The sequence below is a fragment of the Collinsella aerofaciens genome (assembly GCF_964243765.1).
Classification (GTDB): Bacteria; Actinomycetota; Coriobacteriia; order Coriobacteriales; family Coriobacteriaceae; genus Collinsella; species Collinsella aerofaciens_BU.
Genome location: NZ_CAXTGI010000003.1, coordinates 149,226 through 167,551 on the forward strand (window position 1 = coordinate 149,226; position 18,326 = coordinate 167,551).

The following is an 18,326-nucleotide window of genomic DNA, read 5'->3' on the forward strand; positions in this document are numbered from 1 at the left end:
TTACAAGTTGAGGTCAACTATATCAACGGTCATCGACCATGCGAACACCGTTGACATTCGTACGACAGCGTCGTGTGCCGTAGTTTAATAAATAATTATCTTGATTGATAAGAGTTTGTCATTCCTCATTCGGCGAACGGCAAAAACAAAGCCTCCGAGGCTTATATTCCCCGACGGCATTACCCGGCGCTATCGACAAACCAAATGGATCCTGCTGGCATCAAAATGCATGCGCAGCGTCTCGCCTGCTTGCGGCAGCTTGTCGACAGGCATGCGCACTTTGTTGACCTTCCACTGCAGGCGCGTCGGCGCGTCGGCGCGCGGCACGTCCAGCAGCACCAGGCGCTCAAAACGTGAATCGCTCACGCGGGCCACATGCAGGTCGTAGCTGTTGCGACCCCGCTCAGCACGGTTGTCCACATGGAAGTAGCTCGCACGAATACCCAGGTACGCCACGTTATCGGAAACCTCACGGCCCACGTTGAAGGTCATGCCCCAGTCGAGGGCCTCAACTTCTTCGCCGCCGATCTTGCGCGCGCGGCTCGTATTCTTGCAGCCCGTCAAGCGCAGCGCGGCCAACGTCTGCGGATGACGGACCACGTCCTCGACGGAGCCGATCTCCTCAACATGCCCGTTGTGCATCACGCAGATGCGCTGGCACAGGCGGCACGCTTCGTCGATGTCGTGGCTCACGTAGAGCACGGTACGGTTGCACACATCGAACAGGTCGAGCATATTCTGTTCGAGCGCGCTCTTAAGATAGGAATCGAGCGCGCTCATGGGCTCGTCGAACATAAAAATACCCGGATGCGCCGCCACCATGCGCGCAAGCGCCACGCGTTGCTGCTGACCGCCCGAGAGGCGCGCGGGGTAGCGGTCGGCAAAATCGGCCAGACCGAAAATGCCCAGATAGCGCTCGGCGAGCTTTTTGCGCGCGGCGGCGTCACCCGCATCCTTAACACCGGCGCATACGTTATCGGCCACCGTCATGTTGGGAAACAGCTGATAGTTCTGGAACAGCAGGGCGCATTTTCGCTCCTGGGGCGACAGGTTGATACCCGCCGCCGAGTCAAAAAAGGTCACGCCGTTGACGACGATCTTGCCCTCGTCGGGCGTCTCCACGCCGGCAATGCAGCGCAACGTGCAGCTCTTGCCGCAACCCGAGGCGCCCAGCAGTGCCACACGCTCCTCGCCGGCATCGAGCTGAATGTCGAGGGTAAAGCCCGGATAGCGCTTTTTGATATCCAGAACGAGCGACATGGCTTATCGACCTCCCTTTGCGACCGCGTCATCGCGCATAAGCTCGGCCAGCGCCTCGCGATCGATACGCAAGGCATCACCGCCCACCGGGTCAAGCGAATCGCCCTGTCCGGCGAGCTCTTTGGCCTGCTTGCGCTCCGCACGGGAGAGACCGCGCTCGCGATGCTTTTGAGAATGCGCCGTGTACATGTTGATGAATAGGATGACCAGGAAACTGAACGCTATTACGACCACGACCCAAAAGAGAGCCACCGACGTATTGCCGCCCATCCACTCAAAGTAAATCGCAATGGGAATGGTCTGCGTAATGCCGGCGTAGTTGCCCGCAAAGAACAGGGTGCAGCCAAACTCACCCATCGCGCGGGCAAAGGCGAGCACCGTGCCGGCGGCAATCGAGGGCCAGCCGAGCGGCATCATAAGCTTGGTAAAGATGCGACGCTCGGACCATCCCAGGGTTCGCGCGGCATCGAGCATCTGCGTGTCGAGGCTCTCAAAAGCACCGAGCGCCGTGCGGTAGACCAGGGGAAACGACACAACGACAGCCGAAATGACCGCCGCCGGCCACGTAAAGACAATCGAGATGCCGTGCGCGATGAGCCACTGGCCCACCCCGGTCGAGCGGCCAAACAGCATGAGGAGCAGAAAGCCGCAGACCGTGGGCGGCAGCACCATAGGAATCGTAAAGACCGAATCGAGCAGGCCCTTGATGCGACTCGAGGTACCCATAGTCTTCCACGCGGCGAACAGGCCCAGCGCAAAGGAGATCAGCAGGGCAAGGCCGCTCGTTTTAATGGACACCCAAAACGGGCGATAGTCGATGTCGCCCAAAAAGGAAGCCCGAGAGGTCAAGGGGGCCTGCTCATCCCGCAACACGACAGACGATGCCTCTACCATTTGAGCGCTATCAAGCCAACGCGCGCCGCCCTTGGCATCACCCGAGGCTGATGCAATCACCACATAGCGATCCCCATCCGCACCACGCACATCAAAGCCATAGGTATACCCGCCGGCATCAAACGTTATTTCCTCCGTGACATACCAAGGAAGATCCACGTCCCCCAGCTGCGCACCTCCCATGCAGTTTGCGCTGTCGAGCTTACAGACGAGGGCCTTGAGACCCGATACGCACTCGTTGTCCTGCGGATCCAATCCATACTTCTCGGCCGCCTTGGGCGATATCCACACCACAACGCGATCGGCAGCAGGTGCCACTACAAGGTCCACGTCCTCGTCAACGGGAAACCGGTAGCCCTCAGGCTGGCCCTCCATGGCACGAGCAGTCCCCTTGGCCAACCGCTCAAAACCCTCGATCCCATAGGAAAGCCCATGAGCGGTCGCAGCAACCTGGGCCCCGTCCTCAGCGTCCCCAGCAACCGCAAATCCCGGCACCCAGCAAAGCGCGAGGGTCAAAGCACAGGCGACAAGTATGCGGAATCTATTAAGCACGAAAAGCTCCAAGCGAATACAAGGACGGAGTGAAACACAAAACGATGGAATTATCGCGCCAAGCCGCACTACGCGGAAAGCTCAAAGCCGTACTTAGCCCAAATCTTCTGAGCCTTCTTGTTGGTCAGACAGAAGTCGATAAACGCCTTGGCCTCGTCGGCATGCTCGGAGCTATCGGCGACAGCACCGGGATATACGATGGGCTTGTGCGAGTCCTCGGGGCACACGAAGGCCTCCTCGATGCCGTCGTAGCGGAAGATATCGGAGCTGTAGACAAAACCGGCCACGCAGTCGCCTGTGGACACATAGGCGGCGGCAGTACCAACTTTGTCGGCAAGTGCGACTTTGTCGGCGATCTCGGGTGCGTACTCGCCGTCGTCACCCTCGGTACCGGTGTAGAGACCCACAGAAGCCAGCGCCTGGTTAGCGTACTTGCCGGCAGGAACGGTCTTGGCGTCACCGATGGCGATTTTGCCGTCCAGGTTCGCGACGTCGGCGATGGCCTCGACCTTGGTGTCGGAGCCCTCGGCGCGAATGATCACGAGGTCGTTGACGAACATATCCTCACGCGTGTCGGTGTCGACGAGCCCGGCGGTCTCAGCGTCATCCATGGTGCCCTTGGAGGCCGTGATGAGCACGTCGACCGTGGCACCGGCACGCATCTGCTCAACGAGGTCGCCGGACGCCTTAAACTGCGTGTCGGCAAAGGTGGTACCGGTCTGCTCGGTGTAGAGCTTCTGAACCTCGGGCAAAGTCTTCTCGAGCGAGTTGGCAGCAAAGACCTGCAGCTCGACAGCCTTCTTGGACGAAATCTTGGCGGAGCCGGCATCGGAACCGGTCGACTCAGGCTCCTTGTTGCCGGAGCAGCCGGCAAGCCCAAGGCCGGCAGCGGCGACAGCAGAGAGCGAGACGAATCCGCGGCGAGAAACCATATCGAACATGTTCAACCCTTTCGAGCGCTACGCCCGGGCACCCCGCCGCGGGCTTTATCCTGTAATTGAATTATACTTTAGCGCGAATAATGCTTGTGATAAGAAATTATCGTTTGATAATTTCTTATACCGATAGCCGCAAGACGCTCGGGTTGTCGCCGCTTAAAAAAGCGGAGCGACCCATAAGGTCACTCCGCTACAGGCAAGCAGTTTAGCGAGCGTGTCCACCGCCCGCCGTCATGTGGGCCGCGTGCTCCAGCTGGTCGCTCACGGCCTCCCAGCTTTCGCGAGCCGCCTTCGTGGATCCCGGAAAGTTGATGACAAGCGCAGCCCCACGCTGCATGCACACGGCGCGCGAAAGCATGGCACGGCGCGTCTTGGTCATAGAGTATGCACGGATCGCCTCGGCAATGCCCGGCACGTCGCGATCGCAGACGGCACGCGTCGCCTCGGGCGTCACATCGCGCATCGAAAGCCCCGTGCCGCCGCAGGTGAGCACGACATTGGCGTGGCACTCATCGGCGGCTTCCACAATAGCATCACCGATCTCGCTGACGTCGTCGCGCACGACCACATGTGAGACGACCGTCCAGCCCTGCGCCTCGATAAGTTCCTCGAGTGCGGCTCCAGCCTCGTCCTGGGCTAGATCGCGCGTATCCGAGCACGTCACGATCGATATCTTCAGCTCCATAGCATTCCTCCTACAACACGGCGCCCTCGGGCAGGTCGACGCGAACAACGTCCACGACGTCGCCCGCCTTGAGGTCGCACGGCCCTTCTTCAATACGCAGTAGGCAGTTGGCCCGCTGCATCGTGCCGAGCAACGCCGAATTCTGCGTCTTGGCCTCGGTCACCAACAGCTCACCGGTCTCGGGGTCGCGCAAAACCGTGGCGCGATCGAAGAAGCGGCGATGCTGTCGCTTTTTCACGCCGTGCGTGAGCATCGCCTGCTGAACGGGACGTGCACCCTCGGCAAAGCCGCGCATCTTGCGAATCGCCGGGCGGGCGAGCATCTCAAAGCCCACATACGCCGCGGCCGGATTGCCTGAAAGCCCCAGGTAGGGCTTACCCCCGAGCAAGCCAAACGTGATGGCCTTGCCCGGACGCATCGAGATGCGGCCAAACAGCACCTCGCCCTCGCGCCGGACGAGCGCCGTCACGTAGTCGTAGTCGCCTGCCGAGGCGCCACCGCTCGTAATGACAAAATCGCACTCCTGCACGGCACGATGCACCAGCTCGGCGATCGCTTGCTCATCGTCGGGCGCGATGCCGTAGAACACGGGCTCGGCGCCGGCATCGAGTGCTTCGGCCATCAACGCCGACGAGTTGGAATCGCGAATCTGCCCGCGCGCCGGCAGCTCACCCGGCGCGACCAGCTCCGTGCCAAGCGAGATAATGCCCACGCGCGGAGCGGCATGCACCTTCACGTTCGCATACCCGGCGCTCGCCAGCAGGCCGGCGCCCGCCGGAGCCACAACCTCGCCGGCGCGCATCACGACGTCGCCGGCATGGGCTTCCTCAGCAGCCGAGCGAACGTTCTCCCCCACCTTGGCCGGCGCCGAGAACCTCACGCGCGAGCCCTCGTTGCCGTCACCGTCGAGCACATCAACGATCTCGTACTTCACCACGGCATCGGCACCTTCGGGTACCGGCGCGCCCGTCATGATGCGGACCGTCTCGCCCGCGCCGATTGCGCCCTCAAACACATGGCCCGCGGCCTCGTGTCCGATAACGTCGAGCGTCACCGGCGCCTCGCCAGATGCCTGCGCCAAATCCGCCGAGCGCACGGCATATCCGTCCATAGCGCTGTTGGCAAACGGCGAGATGTCGATATCGGCCACCGCGTCCTCTGCCAAGGGAAGACCGGCGGCCTGCCACACGGGAATCTCGACAACTTCGGTGCGATTCACGTGCGACAAGACGATTGCCTGTGCGTCCTCCAACGGAATGAGTTTCTCTGCCATATACACCTCTAGCATGCAGCGGCGCACACCACGGGCGCCAATTCTTTATGTTTATCTCAGTATAATCCCCCGCCGCACGACGGCGACACGGCCCGTACCCACGAATACACCTGTCGGCCGCAAGCCGCGAAACAAAACCAAAACCAACCCACCGGCTCGTCGCGTTTACCGCGTTTTATAATGCTCGTGTTGCAACCCAAAAGAGGAACGTATGACTTTTACCGACAAACCCGAAAGCGCAAACGAGGCGCAGGATCATTCCCAGTCGCTCGACGACGGCAGCTTTTTCTCCCTTAATGACGTCATCATGGCAGGCAGGCAACAGCTCACCCGCTCCGAGCATCTCTTGGCTGCCGACACGCGCCGCAACGCCCGCAACCTACTCGCGAGCGCCAAGTTGCTCGCGCTCGTCGTCATCGTCTCGCTCGCCATGGGCGTTGCCGCTTGGGCGTTTTTGGCCTCGCTGAATATCGCGACCGACTATCGCGAGCACCACGCGTGGGTCTACGCATTGCTTCCCGTTGTGGGCATTGCCACCGCATGGGTGTACAAAAACCACGGCCTTGCTGCCAAACGAGGCAACAACCTGGTCATCGACTCCGCTCTGGGCACACGCCTCATCCATATGCGCATGGCCGTCCTCACCTTCGTCTGCTCTACGCTCACGCACCTAACGGGCGGATCGGCCGGTCGCGAGGGAGCCGCGGTGCAGATTGGCGGCACCATCGCCAGCAACATCTCGAGCCTCGCCCACCTCAAAAAGCATGACCACCACGACCTCATGCTCGCCGGCATCTCATCGGCCTTTGGCGCCGTATTCGGTTCGCCCCTTGCCGGAGCTTTCTTTGGCATGGAGATGTGCTTTATCGGAAAGATCGACTACACCGCGGGCATCTACTGCCTGGTCGCCTCGTTTACCGGCTACTTTACGTCGCTTGCCTTGGGAACCGAGTACGAGGCGAATGTCATCGCCAGCGTTCCCAACATGACACCACGGACGGTTGTCATCGTTGTTATCAGCGCAATTATCTTCGGCCTGACGGCACGCCTCTTTGCCTGGTCAGTTCGAACCGTCAAAAGCCTGTACGGTCGCTTTATCACCAATTACCTCGTCCGCGCACTCATAGGCGCACTCGTGGTTTTGGCCTCCTATGCCCTCCTCGACGCCTGGGACTACGCCGGCCTTTCCACGTGGCTTTCCGGCGCCGGATTTGCAGGCAACACCACCCTGGCGGACGCAGCCATCAAGTTGGTCGTCACAGCGCTTACCCTGGGCGCGGGCTTCCAAGGCGGCGAGGTCACGCCCCTGTTTGGCATCGGTGCGGCACTCGGTGGCTGGATCGGTTGCCTTACCGGGCTTGACCCCAGTTTTCTGGCGGCTCTCGGCATGCTCGGCGTGTTCTGCGCCGGCCTCAACGTGCCCATCACCACCTGCATGATGGCCATCGACCTGTTCCACGGCACGGCCGCCGGGTTCTTTGTCATCGTGGCCTTTATCAGCTACCTAACCGGCGGACACCGCGGCGTATACCCCGCCCAGCGCATCATCTCACCCAAGCGCCGTTCGCTTATTGTGGATGAGGGCGGTACGGTAGCGGATGCTATCGAGCGCCACAACGACCTGATAGAGTAGATGTAATAATCGCCGTGCAGCCACAATCGGGGGCAATTCGACCTGAGCGCGACCGCACTGTCATGTCACACGCCGGGAGTCGCCCCATGCACGCAACTGATTTTGGTCGCACGCTCATCATCGCCAACCCAGCCGCCCAGTCGGGTGCGGCACGCGAAGTTGCCGAGCGTCTGCAACGCTTTTTGGACATGACTGCACGCGCATCCCAGTTTGACCTGGTGCTGACCGAGCGTATGGGACACGCCAAGCAGCTGGCCGCCCAGGCAACGGGCTACCGCACCGTTATCGCACTCGGCGGCGACGGCGTGATCCACGAGGTCGTCAACGGTATTATGACGCAAAAGGAGGATGCCCGCCCCGCTCTTGCCATCCTACCCGTGGGCTCCGGCAACGATTTTGCCCAGACGCTCGGCATCGACGATTTCTCCGGCAAGGATTTTGGCGCGCTGCTCACCTGCGAGCTGCAGCGTCAGGACATCGGGCGCATTCGCTCGTGGAGCCCTGCGAGCGGCAGCGGCGAGGCTACCGTTGAGTACTACGACCAGACGCTTTCGGTCGGCATCGATGCCGCCATCGGCCTGGGCACAACCGAGCTGCGCAAAAAGACGGGTCTCACTGGCGCGCCGCTCTACACCCTCTCGGGACTTGAGCAGTTTGGCCTACGCTATCGCAACTACCCTATGACAGTAAGCTTTGACGGCGCGCCCGCCGAGCGCGTGAGGGCGATTATCATGGCGATTCAGCTGGGCCCTACCTATGGCTCGGGCTATCGCATCTGCCCCGATGCCGATCCCTGCGATGGCATCCTCGACGTCTGCTACGCCTGCGGCCCCGTCCCCCGCGCGGTTGCCCTGCCCATGTTCCTCTCGGCCAAGGACGGCCATCACACCAAGTTGCCGCCGGTTCGCATGCGCCACTGTCGTCATGCCGAGCTCACCTTTGAGGAGCCCGACTACCCCATCCAAGCCGACGGCGAGCCCGTTGTCGCCTCGCGCATCGAGGTCGACATCCTCGCCGGCGCCCTCCAGGTCTGGCGCCCCACCCGCTAACCACCCCTAAGTTGCGGTGAAATAGGGACTGTTTATGCAGCTAGAGCCGCAAAACAGTCCCTATTTCACCGCAACCTATGAGGAGGCTAGTCATCGCTGCCCGGCTTGCGACGGTTGGCCTTTTTCATGGCGTTGAAGTGCTTGTCGTTGAGCCTGCGCTGGCGAGAGCGCTGGGGTACTTTGGTCTTGACGCGACGGCGCGGTGGACGCCCGCGACGCTCAAGCTCAGCGCGCAGCTTACGCAGGCAGCTACTACGGTTTTGGAACTGACTGCGACTCTCGCGCGCCGTCACGGTAATCCCCGAAGGGATATGTTTCATACGCACCGCCGAGTCCGTCGTGTTCACGCCCTGCCCGCCCGGACCCGTCGCGCGAAACACCTGCACCTCGCAATCGCGCGCCAACTCCTCGACCGACATCTCGGCATAGCGCGCATACTCGCGCCATCCCATCTTGTTCACATCCATATCAACACCTCCCCTCATACAAAAAATGTGACAAAGGGGCGGCCCCTTTGTCACATCGCATACCAATAGCTTGTGTTGCGCACTTAGGCGAAGGTGATCTCGCCGGTCTCGCAGTCCATATCGGCGATACGGGCCAGGCTCTCGACGCGGAAGCCGCGCTCGCGGAGCTTATCGCCGCCGCCCTGGAAGCCCTTCTCCACGGCAATGCCAATACCGGACACCTCGGCACCCGCAGCCTCGCAGATCTTGATAAGACCCTCGAGCGCGCAGCCGTTGGCCAGGAAGTCGTCGATAATCAGGACCTTGTCACCCTCGGACAGGAAGCGCTTGCCAACGATGACCGGGTACTCCTTCTGCTTGGTAAAGGAGTAGATGGTCGTAGCGTACTGCTCGCCGTCGAGGTTGATGGACTGCGCCTTCTTGGCAAAGACCACCGGCACGCCGCCAAAATGCTGAGCCGCGATGCAAGCCATACCAATGCCCGAAGCCTCGATCGTCAGGATCTTGTTGATCTCGACATCCTTGAACAGACGGGCCCACTCGGCGCCCATGTGGTCGAACAACTCAACGTCGCACTGGTGGTTGAGGAAGGCATCAACCTTAAGGACGTTACCGGCCTTTACGATGCCGTCATGGCGAATACGATCCTCAAGCTCCTGCATGGCGCAACCCCTTCTCGCGGCAACGATACCGCGCGATTAATAAACGTTGTTCGATAGTCTACCACGGACCGACCCCCGCCCGCCCCACAAGCCGCATCGCACCACAAACCAGTCTTTTTGAGACGGCGCGAATACGTGGCAGGCAGCCTCCCAACACGCTAATGGCGGGCGCGCATCCTCATCAAGCGCACCATGGCGAGCGCAAAGCCCACAGCGGCCACAGCCATGAGCACGTAGAACACCGAGCGAAAGCCGAACAGGAACACATCCGGACGGCCTGCAACAAAACTGGTCACAGCCTCGCCCATCGCCACGCTCATCTGGCCATACAGGATGTGCGACGCCGCCGTAATACCCAGCGCCATGCCCGCATAGCGCGCCAAACTGCCCAAGCTGCCCGCAAAACCGAGCGCCTCGCGCGGGGCCGACCCCATGTACAGGGAGTTGTTGGGGCTCTGGAAGATCGACGTACCGCACGACATAAATGCGACGCAGCACACGATGACAGGGATCGAAGAGCGCTCGTCGAGCGTGCTCACCGCAAAGAGGCCGCACACGTACACGCCCAGGCCCACGGCCGTGGGGCCCTCGCAGCCAACACGGTCGGAAACCGTACCCGAAAGCGGGCCGATAAAGGCATTTACCATCGGCAGTGCCAAAAAGAGCAGTCCGGAGATGTCGGAACCAAAGCCGTGGGCGTCCTGAAAATAGAACGGCAGGATAAACTCGGATGCGCCAATACCAACGAACACGATGAGCATGCAGGCAAGGTTGATGGTGAAGGCCGAATTTGCAAAGCAGCGACGAGCAGCCTCGATCAGGGACATGGGGCGCTCGCCGGCCTCAGGCTTAACATGCGGTAGCGTATAGAGCCCCACGATAAACGAGATGACGCCAATGGGCAGGTTGATGAGGAAGATGCTCTCCCAGGGAAAGTTCGCCACCAGCATGCCGCCGAGCACGGGACCACACATCATGCCGAGGGCCACGAAGGTCGCGAGAATACCCATGGCACGACCGCGCTCGCGCGCCGGAAACGACTCGGTGATGATACCCATGTTGTTAGCCATGGCCGCCGCGCAACCGACGCCCTGAACAATGCGTGCCAGGATAAGAACCTCGAGCGAGGCCGAAAGGCCGCACAGCAGCGAACCGATCGAAAAGACGATGACGCCCAGCTGGAACACATTCACCTTGCCGCGCACGTCGCCCAGACGGCCAAACGGCAACATAGCCACGCATGTCGCAAGCAGATACACCGAGCTCACCAGCTGAATGCGATCGAGGCCCACGCCCAGCTCCTTTTGCATCACGGGCAGTGCCACGGTCACGACGGTCGAATCCAGACACACCATAAACGTCATGATGAGCACGGTAAACAGAATCGCCCATTTGTTCTTGCCATGGGTGTCGCCCTCAAGGGCAATGCGCTCGCGGCGCAGCTGCTCTGCAGTTTTCTCCATATCCATCCTTTCGAGTGGTGCAACGCAAAAACGGGGCCCCAATCGCCTGCGAACAGTCGCGATTGGGGTCCCGCCTACGGAATCGGAACGAAAGGCCGCCGAAGCTATCTACCGGCATCGGCGACTTATGCGAACGCTAGCCTAGCACTGCTCGAGCGCCTGCTCAAGGTCGGCAATCAGATCGGCCGTGTCCTCGAGGCCGCACGACAGGCGCACCATGTCGGCGGAGATGCCGCAGGCGATGAGCTCCTCATCGTTCATCTGACGGTGCGTGGCGTTAGCAGGATGCAGGCAGCAGGTGCGAGCATCGGCCACATGCGTGGCGATCTGGGCGAGCTTGAGGCTCTTCATAAAGGTCTCGGCCGCCGCGCGACCACCGTTAAAGCCAAAGCTCACGACGCCGCAGGTACCGTTGGGCATGTACTTCTGAGCCAGGTCATAGTACTTATCGCCCTCCAGGCCCGGATAGCTCACGAAGCGCACCTTGGGATGACTCTGCAGGAACTTGGCAACGGCCAGGCCGTTCTCACAATGACGCGGCATGCGTACATGCAGGCTCTCGAGCGAGCTATTCAGGAAAAACGCCGCCTGCGGGTTCTGCATGGGGCCGAGGTCGCGCATGAGCTGAGCGGTTGCTTTGGTAATGAAGGCACCCTCGCGGCCGAACTTCTCGGCATAGGTCACGCCGTGGTAGCTCTCGTCAGGCGTGGTGAGACCCGGGAACTTGTCCGCATGGGCCATCCAGTCAAACTGGCCGTGGTCGACGATCACGCCGCCCAGGTAGGCAGCATGTCCATCCATGTATTTGGTGGTGGAGTGCGTAACGATGTCGGCACCCCACTCAAAGGGACGGCACATCACGGGCGTCGGGAAGGTGTTGTCGACCATCAGCGGCACGCCGTGGTCATGCGCGGCCTTGGCAAAGCGCTCAATATCGAGCACGGCAAGGGCGGGGTTTGCGATCGTCTCGCCAAAGACGAGCTTGGTATTGGGCTCAAAGGCTGCCTCCAGCTCCTCATCGGTGCAGTCGGGGGCGACAAACGTGCAAGTCACGCCCATGCGGCCCATGGTGTGGGCGAGCAGGTTATACGTACCGCCGTAGATAGCAGAGCTCGCGACCACGTGATCACCGGCACCGGCCACGTTAAAGATCGCAAGGAAGTTCGCAGCCATGCCCGAACTCGTGAGCATCGCAGCGGTGCCGCCCTCCATCTCGCAGATCTTGGCGGCAACCAGATCGCACGTGGGATTCTGCAGACGGCTGTAGAAGTAGCCCGACTCCTCCAGGTCAAACAGCTTGCCCATGTGCTCGGACGTGTCGTATTTCCACGTGGTGGACTGGTAGATGGGCACCTGGCGCGGCTCCGCATCGCCCGGATGATAGCCGCCCTGAACGCACGTGGTACCGATAGTCTGCTCGCACATATCCAACTCCCTTACTTGGGTTTTGTTTTATTCGGTTCACAATACCGCTACCCCGCACCCCTCTCAACCCATCCCGCCGATAGGTTATGGGACAAATTAATCAGGTTTATTTGTCCCAAATCTTAAGAAAGTGTTCGATGGCGAAAAACAATGAGATATGCACTGCGGTCTCGATAAGCGAATGCGCCGGCAAGGGTACCATAGGCGGGTACACCATGAACAAGGAGACAACGATGAAGCAGATCGATACCACCCAGCTCAACACTGCCGCCTGCCAGGCTCAGGCTGCCGAGTACCACGCCCGCGGCTTTAACTGCGCCCAGGCTGTCGCTTGCACGCTCGCGCCCGCTGTGGGGCTCGACCCCCAGATCGCCTTTACCCTCACCGAGGGCTTTGGCGCCGGCATGGGCGGCATGACCGAGACCTGCGGCGCCATCTCGGGCGCCGTGGCCATCATGGGCTTTGTGATGAGCGACGGTATGGAGAACCCCAAGACCAAGGGCCAGACCTACAAGCTGTCGCGCGAGATTGCCAAGCGCTTTGGCGAGAAGAACACCACGACCGTCTGCGGCACGCTCAAAAGCGTCGGATCGGATAATGGCCCGCTCCGCAGCTGCCACGGCTGCATCGACGATGCCGTCGAGATCGCCTGCGATATGCTAAAGCAACTCGCCGAGTAAACGGCAGCAACATAAAACGACGGCCGGCGCGCTTGGGATTCATCCAAAAGCACGCCGGCCGTCGTCGTTAGAACTCGGCAAATTCGGGAGCGCCGACCTCAATCTCCTCGCGCCCCGCCATAAGCTCGCGCATCTTAACGCAAAACGGCTCCTGCTCCCCCGCCTTAAACACCAAATGAATCGTCACGGCATCCGCGTAATCGGTATCCGAAACCTTGGCATCCGAATCCTGGGCCAAACGAAGCACTTGCTCATACTGTGGATAGGCCACACGCACATCAACCGGCACGACGCTCGTCATCTCAACGATCTGCCCGGCTTCCTGAGCCGCGGCCACCGCCGTCTGCGTCGCCGCGGTATAGGCGCGTACCAAGCCACCAGGTCCCAACAACGTACCACCAAAATAGCGCGTCACTACGCAGCAAACATTTTTGAGCCCCGCTCCGCGCAGCACCTCGAGCGTCGGCATGCCGCTCGTACGGCTCGGCTCACCATCATCGCTCTGGCGCTCACGCCCATCGACCAAAATCCACGCGGGAACATTGTGTCGAGCGTCGTAATGACGCTTGCGAACCATCTCGATAAAGGCATTCGCCTCGTCCTCGGACTCAATATGGACCAGCTGGGCAATAAACCGGCTCTTGCGGTCCACAAACTCGCCCGAAGCCTCAATATTCGATTGCAGAGTAAAATAGCTGTCCAACAAAGCCCCTCAACAACAAGCAAAGCAACAAACAGCTTCAATAATACGGCAAAGATCGTACCGTTAATCCCGGTAAATAGAACGGCAACACCGATGATTCCGTAAACGAAAGCGAGAACCCGTCAGCGCGAGCAAGGTGCCTTGAAAGACGAGGGCATTGACCTTATGGTCATGCCCGAAGGCTTGAAAGGCAGATTGCCGCGCTGACGGGTTCGCAGCGTCAACAAAGTGCTGAGTGGGCCTATAAGCCGGGTTCTGTCGTGAACGGTCATTTATCTTGTCTGCACGTTACCGTGCAGCTCCACGCACGCTACCCGAACGCGGACCGGGCCGGCCCATAGCGTTCCTATTCGCGCTTGCTCCGGATGGGGCTTGCCAAGCCGCCGTGTTGCCACGACGCTGGTGGTCTCTTACACCACCGTTTCAGCTTTTCCCTTTACGCCTTGCGACGCAGGTGGGAGTCTTCTTTTCTGCGGCGCTTTCCGTCGGATCACTCCGCCCGGCCGTTAGCCGGCATCCCGCCCTCTGGAGCCCGGACTTTCCTCACGCGTACCGCAAGCAGTACATCGCGCGACCGTCTGGCCCACTCAGCAGTGCAAGAGTGTAGCACACCGCCGCCACAGGCAACGGCACAACGCAAGCGCTCGACACGATAAACCAAGAAGCGCCCATGCGCTACAATAATCCCGTCGATGGGCAACGTTGTCAGTCGAGACGCGACCGCGCTCCGCACCCCTCCGTCTACTCGGTGCGTTCCCGCCTCCTCCCCGAGGCGGGATGTCGGCTTTTTTCATGCACCGACAATCCAATAGCCTGTGGACAGCCCGGCAGCATTGCGCATCTCGGTGCCAAATGCAAAAAGGGACCCGTCCATTACGGACGGATCCCTTAAAACAAGTGATCGTCAAACCGATTTACTCGGCGTCGGTCTCCTCGTCCTTCTTCTCGGAAGGCAGCGGGGTAACCTCGATCTCGACGCCCAGAGTCTCAGCAGCAGACTTCATGGACAGGGAGATGCGACGACGGTCGAGGTCGATTTCCATGACCTTGACCTGAACCTTGTCGCCCACATGGGTGACCTGAGAAGGCTGATCGACGTGCTTGTTGGCCATCTCGGAGATGTGCACCAGGCCCTCGATGCCCTCGCCCAGATCGACGAAAGCGCCGAACGGGACAAGCTTGGTCACAGTGCCCTCGACGATAGCGCCAACGGGGTACTTCTTGACCAGTGCGCGCCACGGATCCTCGGTGGTCTGCTTGAGACCCAGGGAGATGCGCTCGCGGTTGAGATCGACGTCGAGAACCTCGACCTCGACCTCCTGGCCGACCTTGACAACCTCGGAAGGATGGTTGACGTGGTTCCAGGAGAGCTCGGAGATGTGGATGAGGCCGTCGATACCGCCGAGGTCGACGAAGGCGCCGAAGTCGACGATGGAGGAAACGGTGCCCTGGAGACGCATGCCAGACTTGAGCTTGGACAGGATCTCGGAGCGCTCGGCCTTACGGGACTCCTCGAGCACGACGCGACGGGAGAGGACGACGTTGTTGCGGTTGCGGTCCATCTCGATGACGCGGGCCTCGATGCGGGTGCCCATGTAGGAGGTGAGGTCCTTGACGCGACGGAGGTCGACGAGGGAAGCGGGCAGGAAGCCACGCAGGCCGATGTCGAGGATCAGGCCGCCCTTGACAACCTCGATAACCTCGCCCTCGACGTTCTCGCCGGAGTTGAACTTCTCCTCGATGCGGTTCCAAGCACGCTCGTACTCGGCACGCTTCTTGGAGAGGACCAGACGACCGTCCTTGTCCTCCTTCTGGAGAACCAGGGCCTCGATGGGATCACCGAGTGCAACGATGTCTGCAGGGTTAGCGTCCTTGCGGATGGACAGCTCGCGGACCGGGATAACGCCCTCGGACTTGAATCCGATGTCAACGAGCACCTCGTCATGCTCGATCTTAACGACAGTGCCGTTAACGAGATCGCCCTCATCAAAGTCGGTAATCGTACCGTCGATGAGGTTGTTCATCTCCTCCTCGTTGACATCGTCAAGAGAGAAAATGGACGAGTTCTGAATCTCACTCAAAGGTGGACCCCTTTCGAACTACGGGGCCCCGATTGCCAGGACCTACAGAAGGGTGCGACAAGCACACAACGTTTAGGAACACTCGGGAGCCGACAGATACTAATGTGACGCTTATGCAATCACGTCCGTATAGATTACGGGGAAATTACTTCGATTTCAAGCGCGAACTGCGATTTTTTACTCGTATGGAGACTTTTTCGCAATCTTGTGGACGACCGTCTCCGTAAGTTGACGATAGGCCGTTAGGTATACGGCTTTGGGGTAAAGTATCCGGAACCAACGATTCTGGAACGATTTTTCGAGAAAGGTGCCCGCGTGCTCAAAGCAGTCGTTTTCGATATGGACGAGACGCTTCTTAGCATCAACCTCAACGCGTTCATCCTTCGCTATTTTAAGGATGTCTCGTCGATGCTCGCGGACATCGGACGTCGCAGCCGCGGTGGCACGATGGCACGCCTCGGCACCATCCTGGTCGACCTCAACGCCAACCGCCGAAGCGGCACGGACAACCGCACCAATCTTGAGTTTTACCGCACCGAGGTCGAACGCAGGTGCGGCATCTGCCTCTCCGATCCTATCATCTACGAGGCATTTACCTACTACGACCGCGAAGTTCTTCCGCATAAGAATGACGACGTCATCAACGCCCACGCCATGCCGGGCGCACACGCCGCGCTTCAGGCCGTACAGGACGCAGGGCTGCGCTGCGCGCTCTTCACCAACCCCAGCTTTCCGCAGGGGGCCATCGAGTGCCGCATGGGTTGGGGCGACCTGGCCGACGCCCCCTTTGAGCTCGTCACGCACATGGGAAACACCACCCGCTGCAAGCCCGATGCCACCTACTATCTAGAGCAGCTTAAGGTGATGGGGCTCGAGCCGCACGAGGTCCTTATGGTGGGCAACGACCCCAAGCGTGACTTCCCCAGCCCCGCCTGCGGCATTCAGACTGCCTATGTTGGTCAGGGAAAACCCGGCCGAGCCACCTGGCGAGGAACCATGGAAGACTTCGCCCGCGAATTCAACGCCGTAGTAGAAGCCTTCTACGAACACCAAGTAGCCGACGAACTGTCCTAGCACACTTGGGTTTTGCCGATCATGATGTTGAGGATCTCGACGTCGGTATCTTTCATGCCCACACGGCCTACGTAGCCCATACTGGCGATTGTCTGCTCAACGGTATCTTGGATCAGGCCCTCGCCGGCGCGGAAGCCGCGACCCTGCATGGCCATATCATGGCCCAGAATCGCTGCATCGACGGCAGCCGAGATCTTGGCGGCACAGCTCGCCTTGGCGCCATCGCACACGATGCCGCCCACATTGCCGAGCGTATTGGAGACCGTCGCACCGATTTGCTCGCGCGTGCCACCGCACAGCCAGGTAATCGCGGCACCGGCACCGCACGCAGCGCAAATAGCGCCGCAAAACGCCGAGAGCGCACCAATGTAGCTCTTGATATGCACGGCAATGAGATCGGACAGCATCACGGCACGCACCAGGCGCTCGTGGTCGCAGCGCAGGTACTCGGCATACTCCATGACGGGCAGTGCGCAGGTAATGCCCTGATTGCCCGAGCCGCACACAATGGCGACCGGCAGCGCGCAACCGTTCATGCGGGCGTCGGACCCGGCGGCTGCACGGGCACGGGCACGGCAGGCGACGTCATCGGCACGAGCACCCAGCAGCGTACGACCCACCTCGGCGCCCCAAGCGTGCGCAAGGCCCTCGGCACTGATTGCGCCATTCAGCTCAATCTGACGCTCAACGGCAGCGCGGGCGTCCTCAATGTCACCGTCCTCGATAAAGTCGATGATGGTCTCAATCGACATGGGCGTATCGGCGTTATCTGCCGCCCGCTCGGCCACGACGCGCTCGGCGCAGGCGGCACACTCCCCCGCCGACTTGCCGCATACCGGAATACCATCGAGCGTATGGCACGTGACATTAGTGTGGTGATCGGTAATCTCGACGACCGCGGTATGGCCCCCGGCCGTCGCAGTCACCTTGATGTAGAGGTTGGGCACACCCTCGACAAGCGACACATCGCAGTAGCCGGCGTCGGCGAGGAGCTCGGCCACGCGAGCGCGGTCTTCATCGTTAACGCTCTCGAGCACCTCGAGCGCGCTCTTAGCGTCGCCGCCCACGGCACCCAGCACGGCCGCCGCTTCAATACCGTGCATGCCGCCCGAGTTGGGCACGGTCACGCTCTTGACGTTCTTGATGATATTGCCCGAGCAGGCAACATCCATATGATCGGGTTCGCAACCGAGCGTCTGACTCGCCAGCGCCGCTGCATAGGCAACGGCAATGGGCTCGGTACAGCCGAGCGCGCAGACAAGTTCGCGGTTCAAAACATCGCAAAACGCGGCATCACGGATGGAATCGGTAGGCATAGGTATCTCCTGCTTGCATAACGGGCTGGGCTCTCATAATAGTTAGCTCCTTTATTTGATAACAATGCATCAAAAACCGCAACCATGGTTCCGGCAGACGGCGCTCAAGCGCAAACTGACGACATTCATTCACAAGAAGTCGGTCTTGTTGCCTGCTAAAGCGTTTGACCA

16 protein-coding genes and 1 other RNA gene are annotated in these 18,326 nt (G+C 60.5%); 4 read left to right on the forward strand and 13 right to left on the reverse strand.

The genetic code is table 11. The features are described from left to right. Nucleotides 1-189 precede the first annotated feature (189 nt). The 5 genes from ACESSC_RS03465 to ACESSC_RS03485 form a co-directional block, all read right to left on the reverse strand. Nucleotides 190-1,260 carry a sulfate/molybdate ABC transporter ATP-binding protein gene (locus ACESSC_RS03465; RefSeq protein WP_373161233.1) on the reverse strand — a complete coding sequence of 357 codons (1,071 nt, stop codon included), beginning with the start codon at nucleotides 1,258-1,260 and terminating at the stop codon, nucleotides 190-192. A gap of 3 nt (nucleotides 1,261-1,263) precedes the next feature. Next, nucleotides 1,264-2,529 carry a molybdate ABC transporter permease subunit gene (gene modB, locus ACESSC_RS03470; protein ID WP_373161235.1) on the reverse strand — a complete coding sequence of 422 codons (1,266 nt, stop codon included), beginning with the start codon at nucleotides 2,527-2,529 and terminating at the stop codon, nucleotides 1,264-1,266. A 245-nt stretch (nucleotides 2,530-2,774) separates the two neighbouring features. Beyond that, nucleotides 2,775-3,647 (reverse strand): molybdate ABC transporter substrate-binding protein, encoded by an 873-nt coding sequence (gene modA, locus ACESSC_RS03475; RefSeq protein WP_373161236.1) that lies wholly within the window; start codon nucleotides 3,645-3,647, stop codon nucleotides 2,775-2,777. Between the two features lie 202 nt (nucleotides 3,648-3,849). Further along, complete coding sequence (locus ACESSC_RS03480; RefSeq protein ID WP_373161237.1) at nucleotides 3,850-4,329, reverse strand: MogA/MoaB family molybdenum cofactor biosynthesis protein; 480 nt, start codon at nucleotides 4,327-4,329, stop codon at nucleotides 3,850-3,852. Nucleotides 4,330-4,339: 10 nt separating this feature from the next. After that, nucleotides 4,340-5,602, reverse strand: a complete 1,263-nt coding sequence (locus tag ACESSC_RS03485) for a molybdopterin molybdotransferase MoeA (protein ID WP_373161238.1) — start codon at nucleotides 5,600-5,602, stop codon at nucleotides 4,340-4,342. 211 nt (nucleotides 5,603-5,813) lie between these two features. Here ACESSC_RS03485 and ACESSC_RS03490 point away from each other — a divergent pair, with 211 nt between their 5' ends. Next, nucleotides 5,814-7,235: a chloride channel protein gene (locus ACESSC_RS03490; RefSeq protein WP_373161240.1), complete on the forward strand. Its 1,422-nt coding sequence runs from the start codon at nucleotides 5,814-5,816 to the stop codon at nucleotides 7,233-7,235. Between the two features lie 86 nt (nucleotides 7,236-7,321). After that, nucleotides 7,322-8,284, forward strand: a complete 963-nt coding sequence (locus ACESSC_RS03495; protein WP_373161242.1) for a diacylglycerol/lipid kinase family protein — start codon at nucleotides 7,322-7,324, stop codon at nucleotides 8,282-8,284. 86 nt (nucleotides 8,285-8,370) lie between these two features. Here ACESSC_RS03495 and ACESSC_RS03500 read toward each other — a convergent pair whose 3' ends face one another. The 4 genes from ACESSC_RS03500 to ACESSC_RS03515 all read right to left on the reverse strand — a co-directional run bounded on the left by ACESSC_RS03500 (nucleotide 8,371) and on the right by ACESSC_RS03515 (nucleotide 12,301). Beyond that, a complete protein-coding gene (locus tag ACESSC_RS03500) occupies nucleotides 8,371-8,751 on the reverse strand; it encodes a peptide chain release factor family protein (RefSeq protein ID WP_373161244.1) in 381 nt (126 codons plus the stop codon). Nucleotides 8,752-8,834: 83 nt separating this feature from the next. After that, nucleotides 8,835-9,413: a xanthine phosphoribosyltransferase gene (locus tag ACESSC_RS03505; protein WP_117629416.1), complete on the reverse strand. Its 579-nt coding sequence runs from the start codon at nucleotides 9,411-9,413 to the stop codon at nucleotides 8,835-8,837. Nucleotides 9,414-9,571: 158 nt separating this feature from the next. After that, the gene (locus ACESSC_RS03510) at nucleotides 9,572-10,876 is read right to left on the reverse strand and encodes an MFS transporter (RefSeq protein ID WP_373161246.1); all 1,305 of its coding nucleotides are present in this window, start codon (nucleotides 10,874-10,876) and stop codon (nucleotides 9,572-9,574) included. A gap of 141 nt (nucleotides 10,877-11,017) precedes the next feature. Further along, nucleotides 11,018-12,301 (reverse strand): O-acetylhomoserine aminocarboxypropyltransferase/cysteine synthase family protein, encoded by a 1,284-nt coding sequence (locus ACESSC_RS03515; RefSeq protein WP_117629414.1) that lies wholly within the window; start codon nucleotides 12,299-12,301, stop codon nucleotides 11,018-11,020. A 215-nt stretch (nucleotides 12,302-12,516) separates the two neighbouring features. On the opposite strand from ACESSC_RS03515, the gene ACESSC_RS03520 reads away from it, so the two are divergent. After that, nucleotides 12,517-12,981 carry a C-GCAxxG-C-C family protein gene (locus ACESSC_RS03520; RefSeq protein ID WP_373161248.1) on the forward strand — a complete coding sequence of 155 codons (465 nt, stop codon included), beginning with the start codon at nucleotides 12,517-12,519 and terminating at the stop codon, nucleotides 12,979-12,981. 67 nt (nucleotides 12,982-13,048) lie between these two features. On the opposite strand, the gene ACESSC_RS03525 is transcribed toward ACESSC_RS03520, so the two are convergent. The 3 genes from ACESSC_RS03525 to rpsA form a co-directional block, all read right to left on the reverse strand. Further along, nucleotides 13,049-13,687: a YigZ family protein gene (locus ACESSC_RS03525; RefSeq protein ID WP_187361803.1), complete on the reverse strand. Its 639-nt coding sequence runs from the start codon at nucleotides 13,685-13,687 to the stop codon at nucleotides 13,049-13,051. 225 nt (nucleotides 13,688-13,912) lie between these two features. Continuing rightward, nucleotides 13,913-14,274, reverse strand: an RNA gene (rnpB, locus tag ACESSC_RS03530) — RNase P RNA component class A. 324 nt (nucleotides 14,275-14,598) lie between these two features. Continuing rightward, complete coding sequence (gene rpsA, locus ACESSC_RS03535) at nucleotides 14,599-15,765, reverse strand: 30S ribosomal protein S1 (protein WP_022095232.1); 1,167 nt, start codon at nucleotides 15,763-15,765, stop codon at nucleotides 14,599-14,601. Nucleotides 15,766-16,080: 315 nt separating this feature from the next. On the opposite strand from rpsA, the gene ACESSC_RS03540 reads away from it, so the two are divergent. Continuing rightward, on the forward strand, nucleotides 16,081-16,839 hold the full coding sequence (locus ACESSC_RS03540) for an HAD family hydrolase (protein ID WP_373161250.1): 759 nt from the start codon (nucleotides 16,081-16,083) through the stop codon (nucleotides 16,837-16,839). Here the strand turns inward: ACESSC_RS03540 and ACESSC_RS03545 are convergent. Further along, nucleotides 16,836-18,155 (reverse strand): L-cysteine desulfidase family protein, encoded by a 1,320-nt coding sequence (locus ACESSC_RS03545; protein WP_342997046.1) that lies wholly within the window; start codon nucleotides 18,153-18,155, stop codon nucleotides 16,836-16,838. The two genes, ACESSC_RS03540 and ACESSC_RS03545, sit on opposite strands and share 4 nt — an antisense overlap. Nucleotides 18,156-18,326 lie beyond the last annotated feature (171 nt).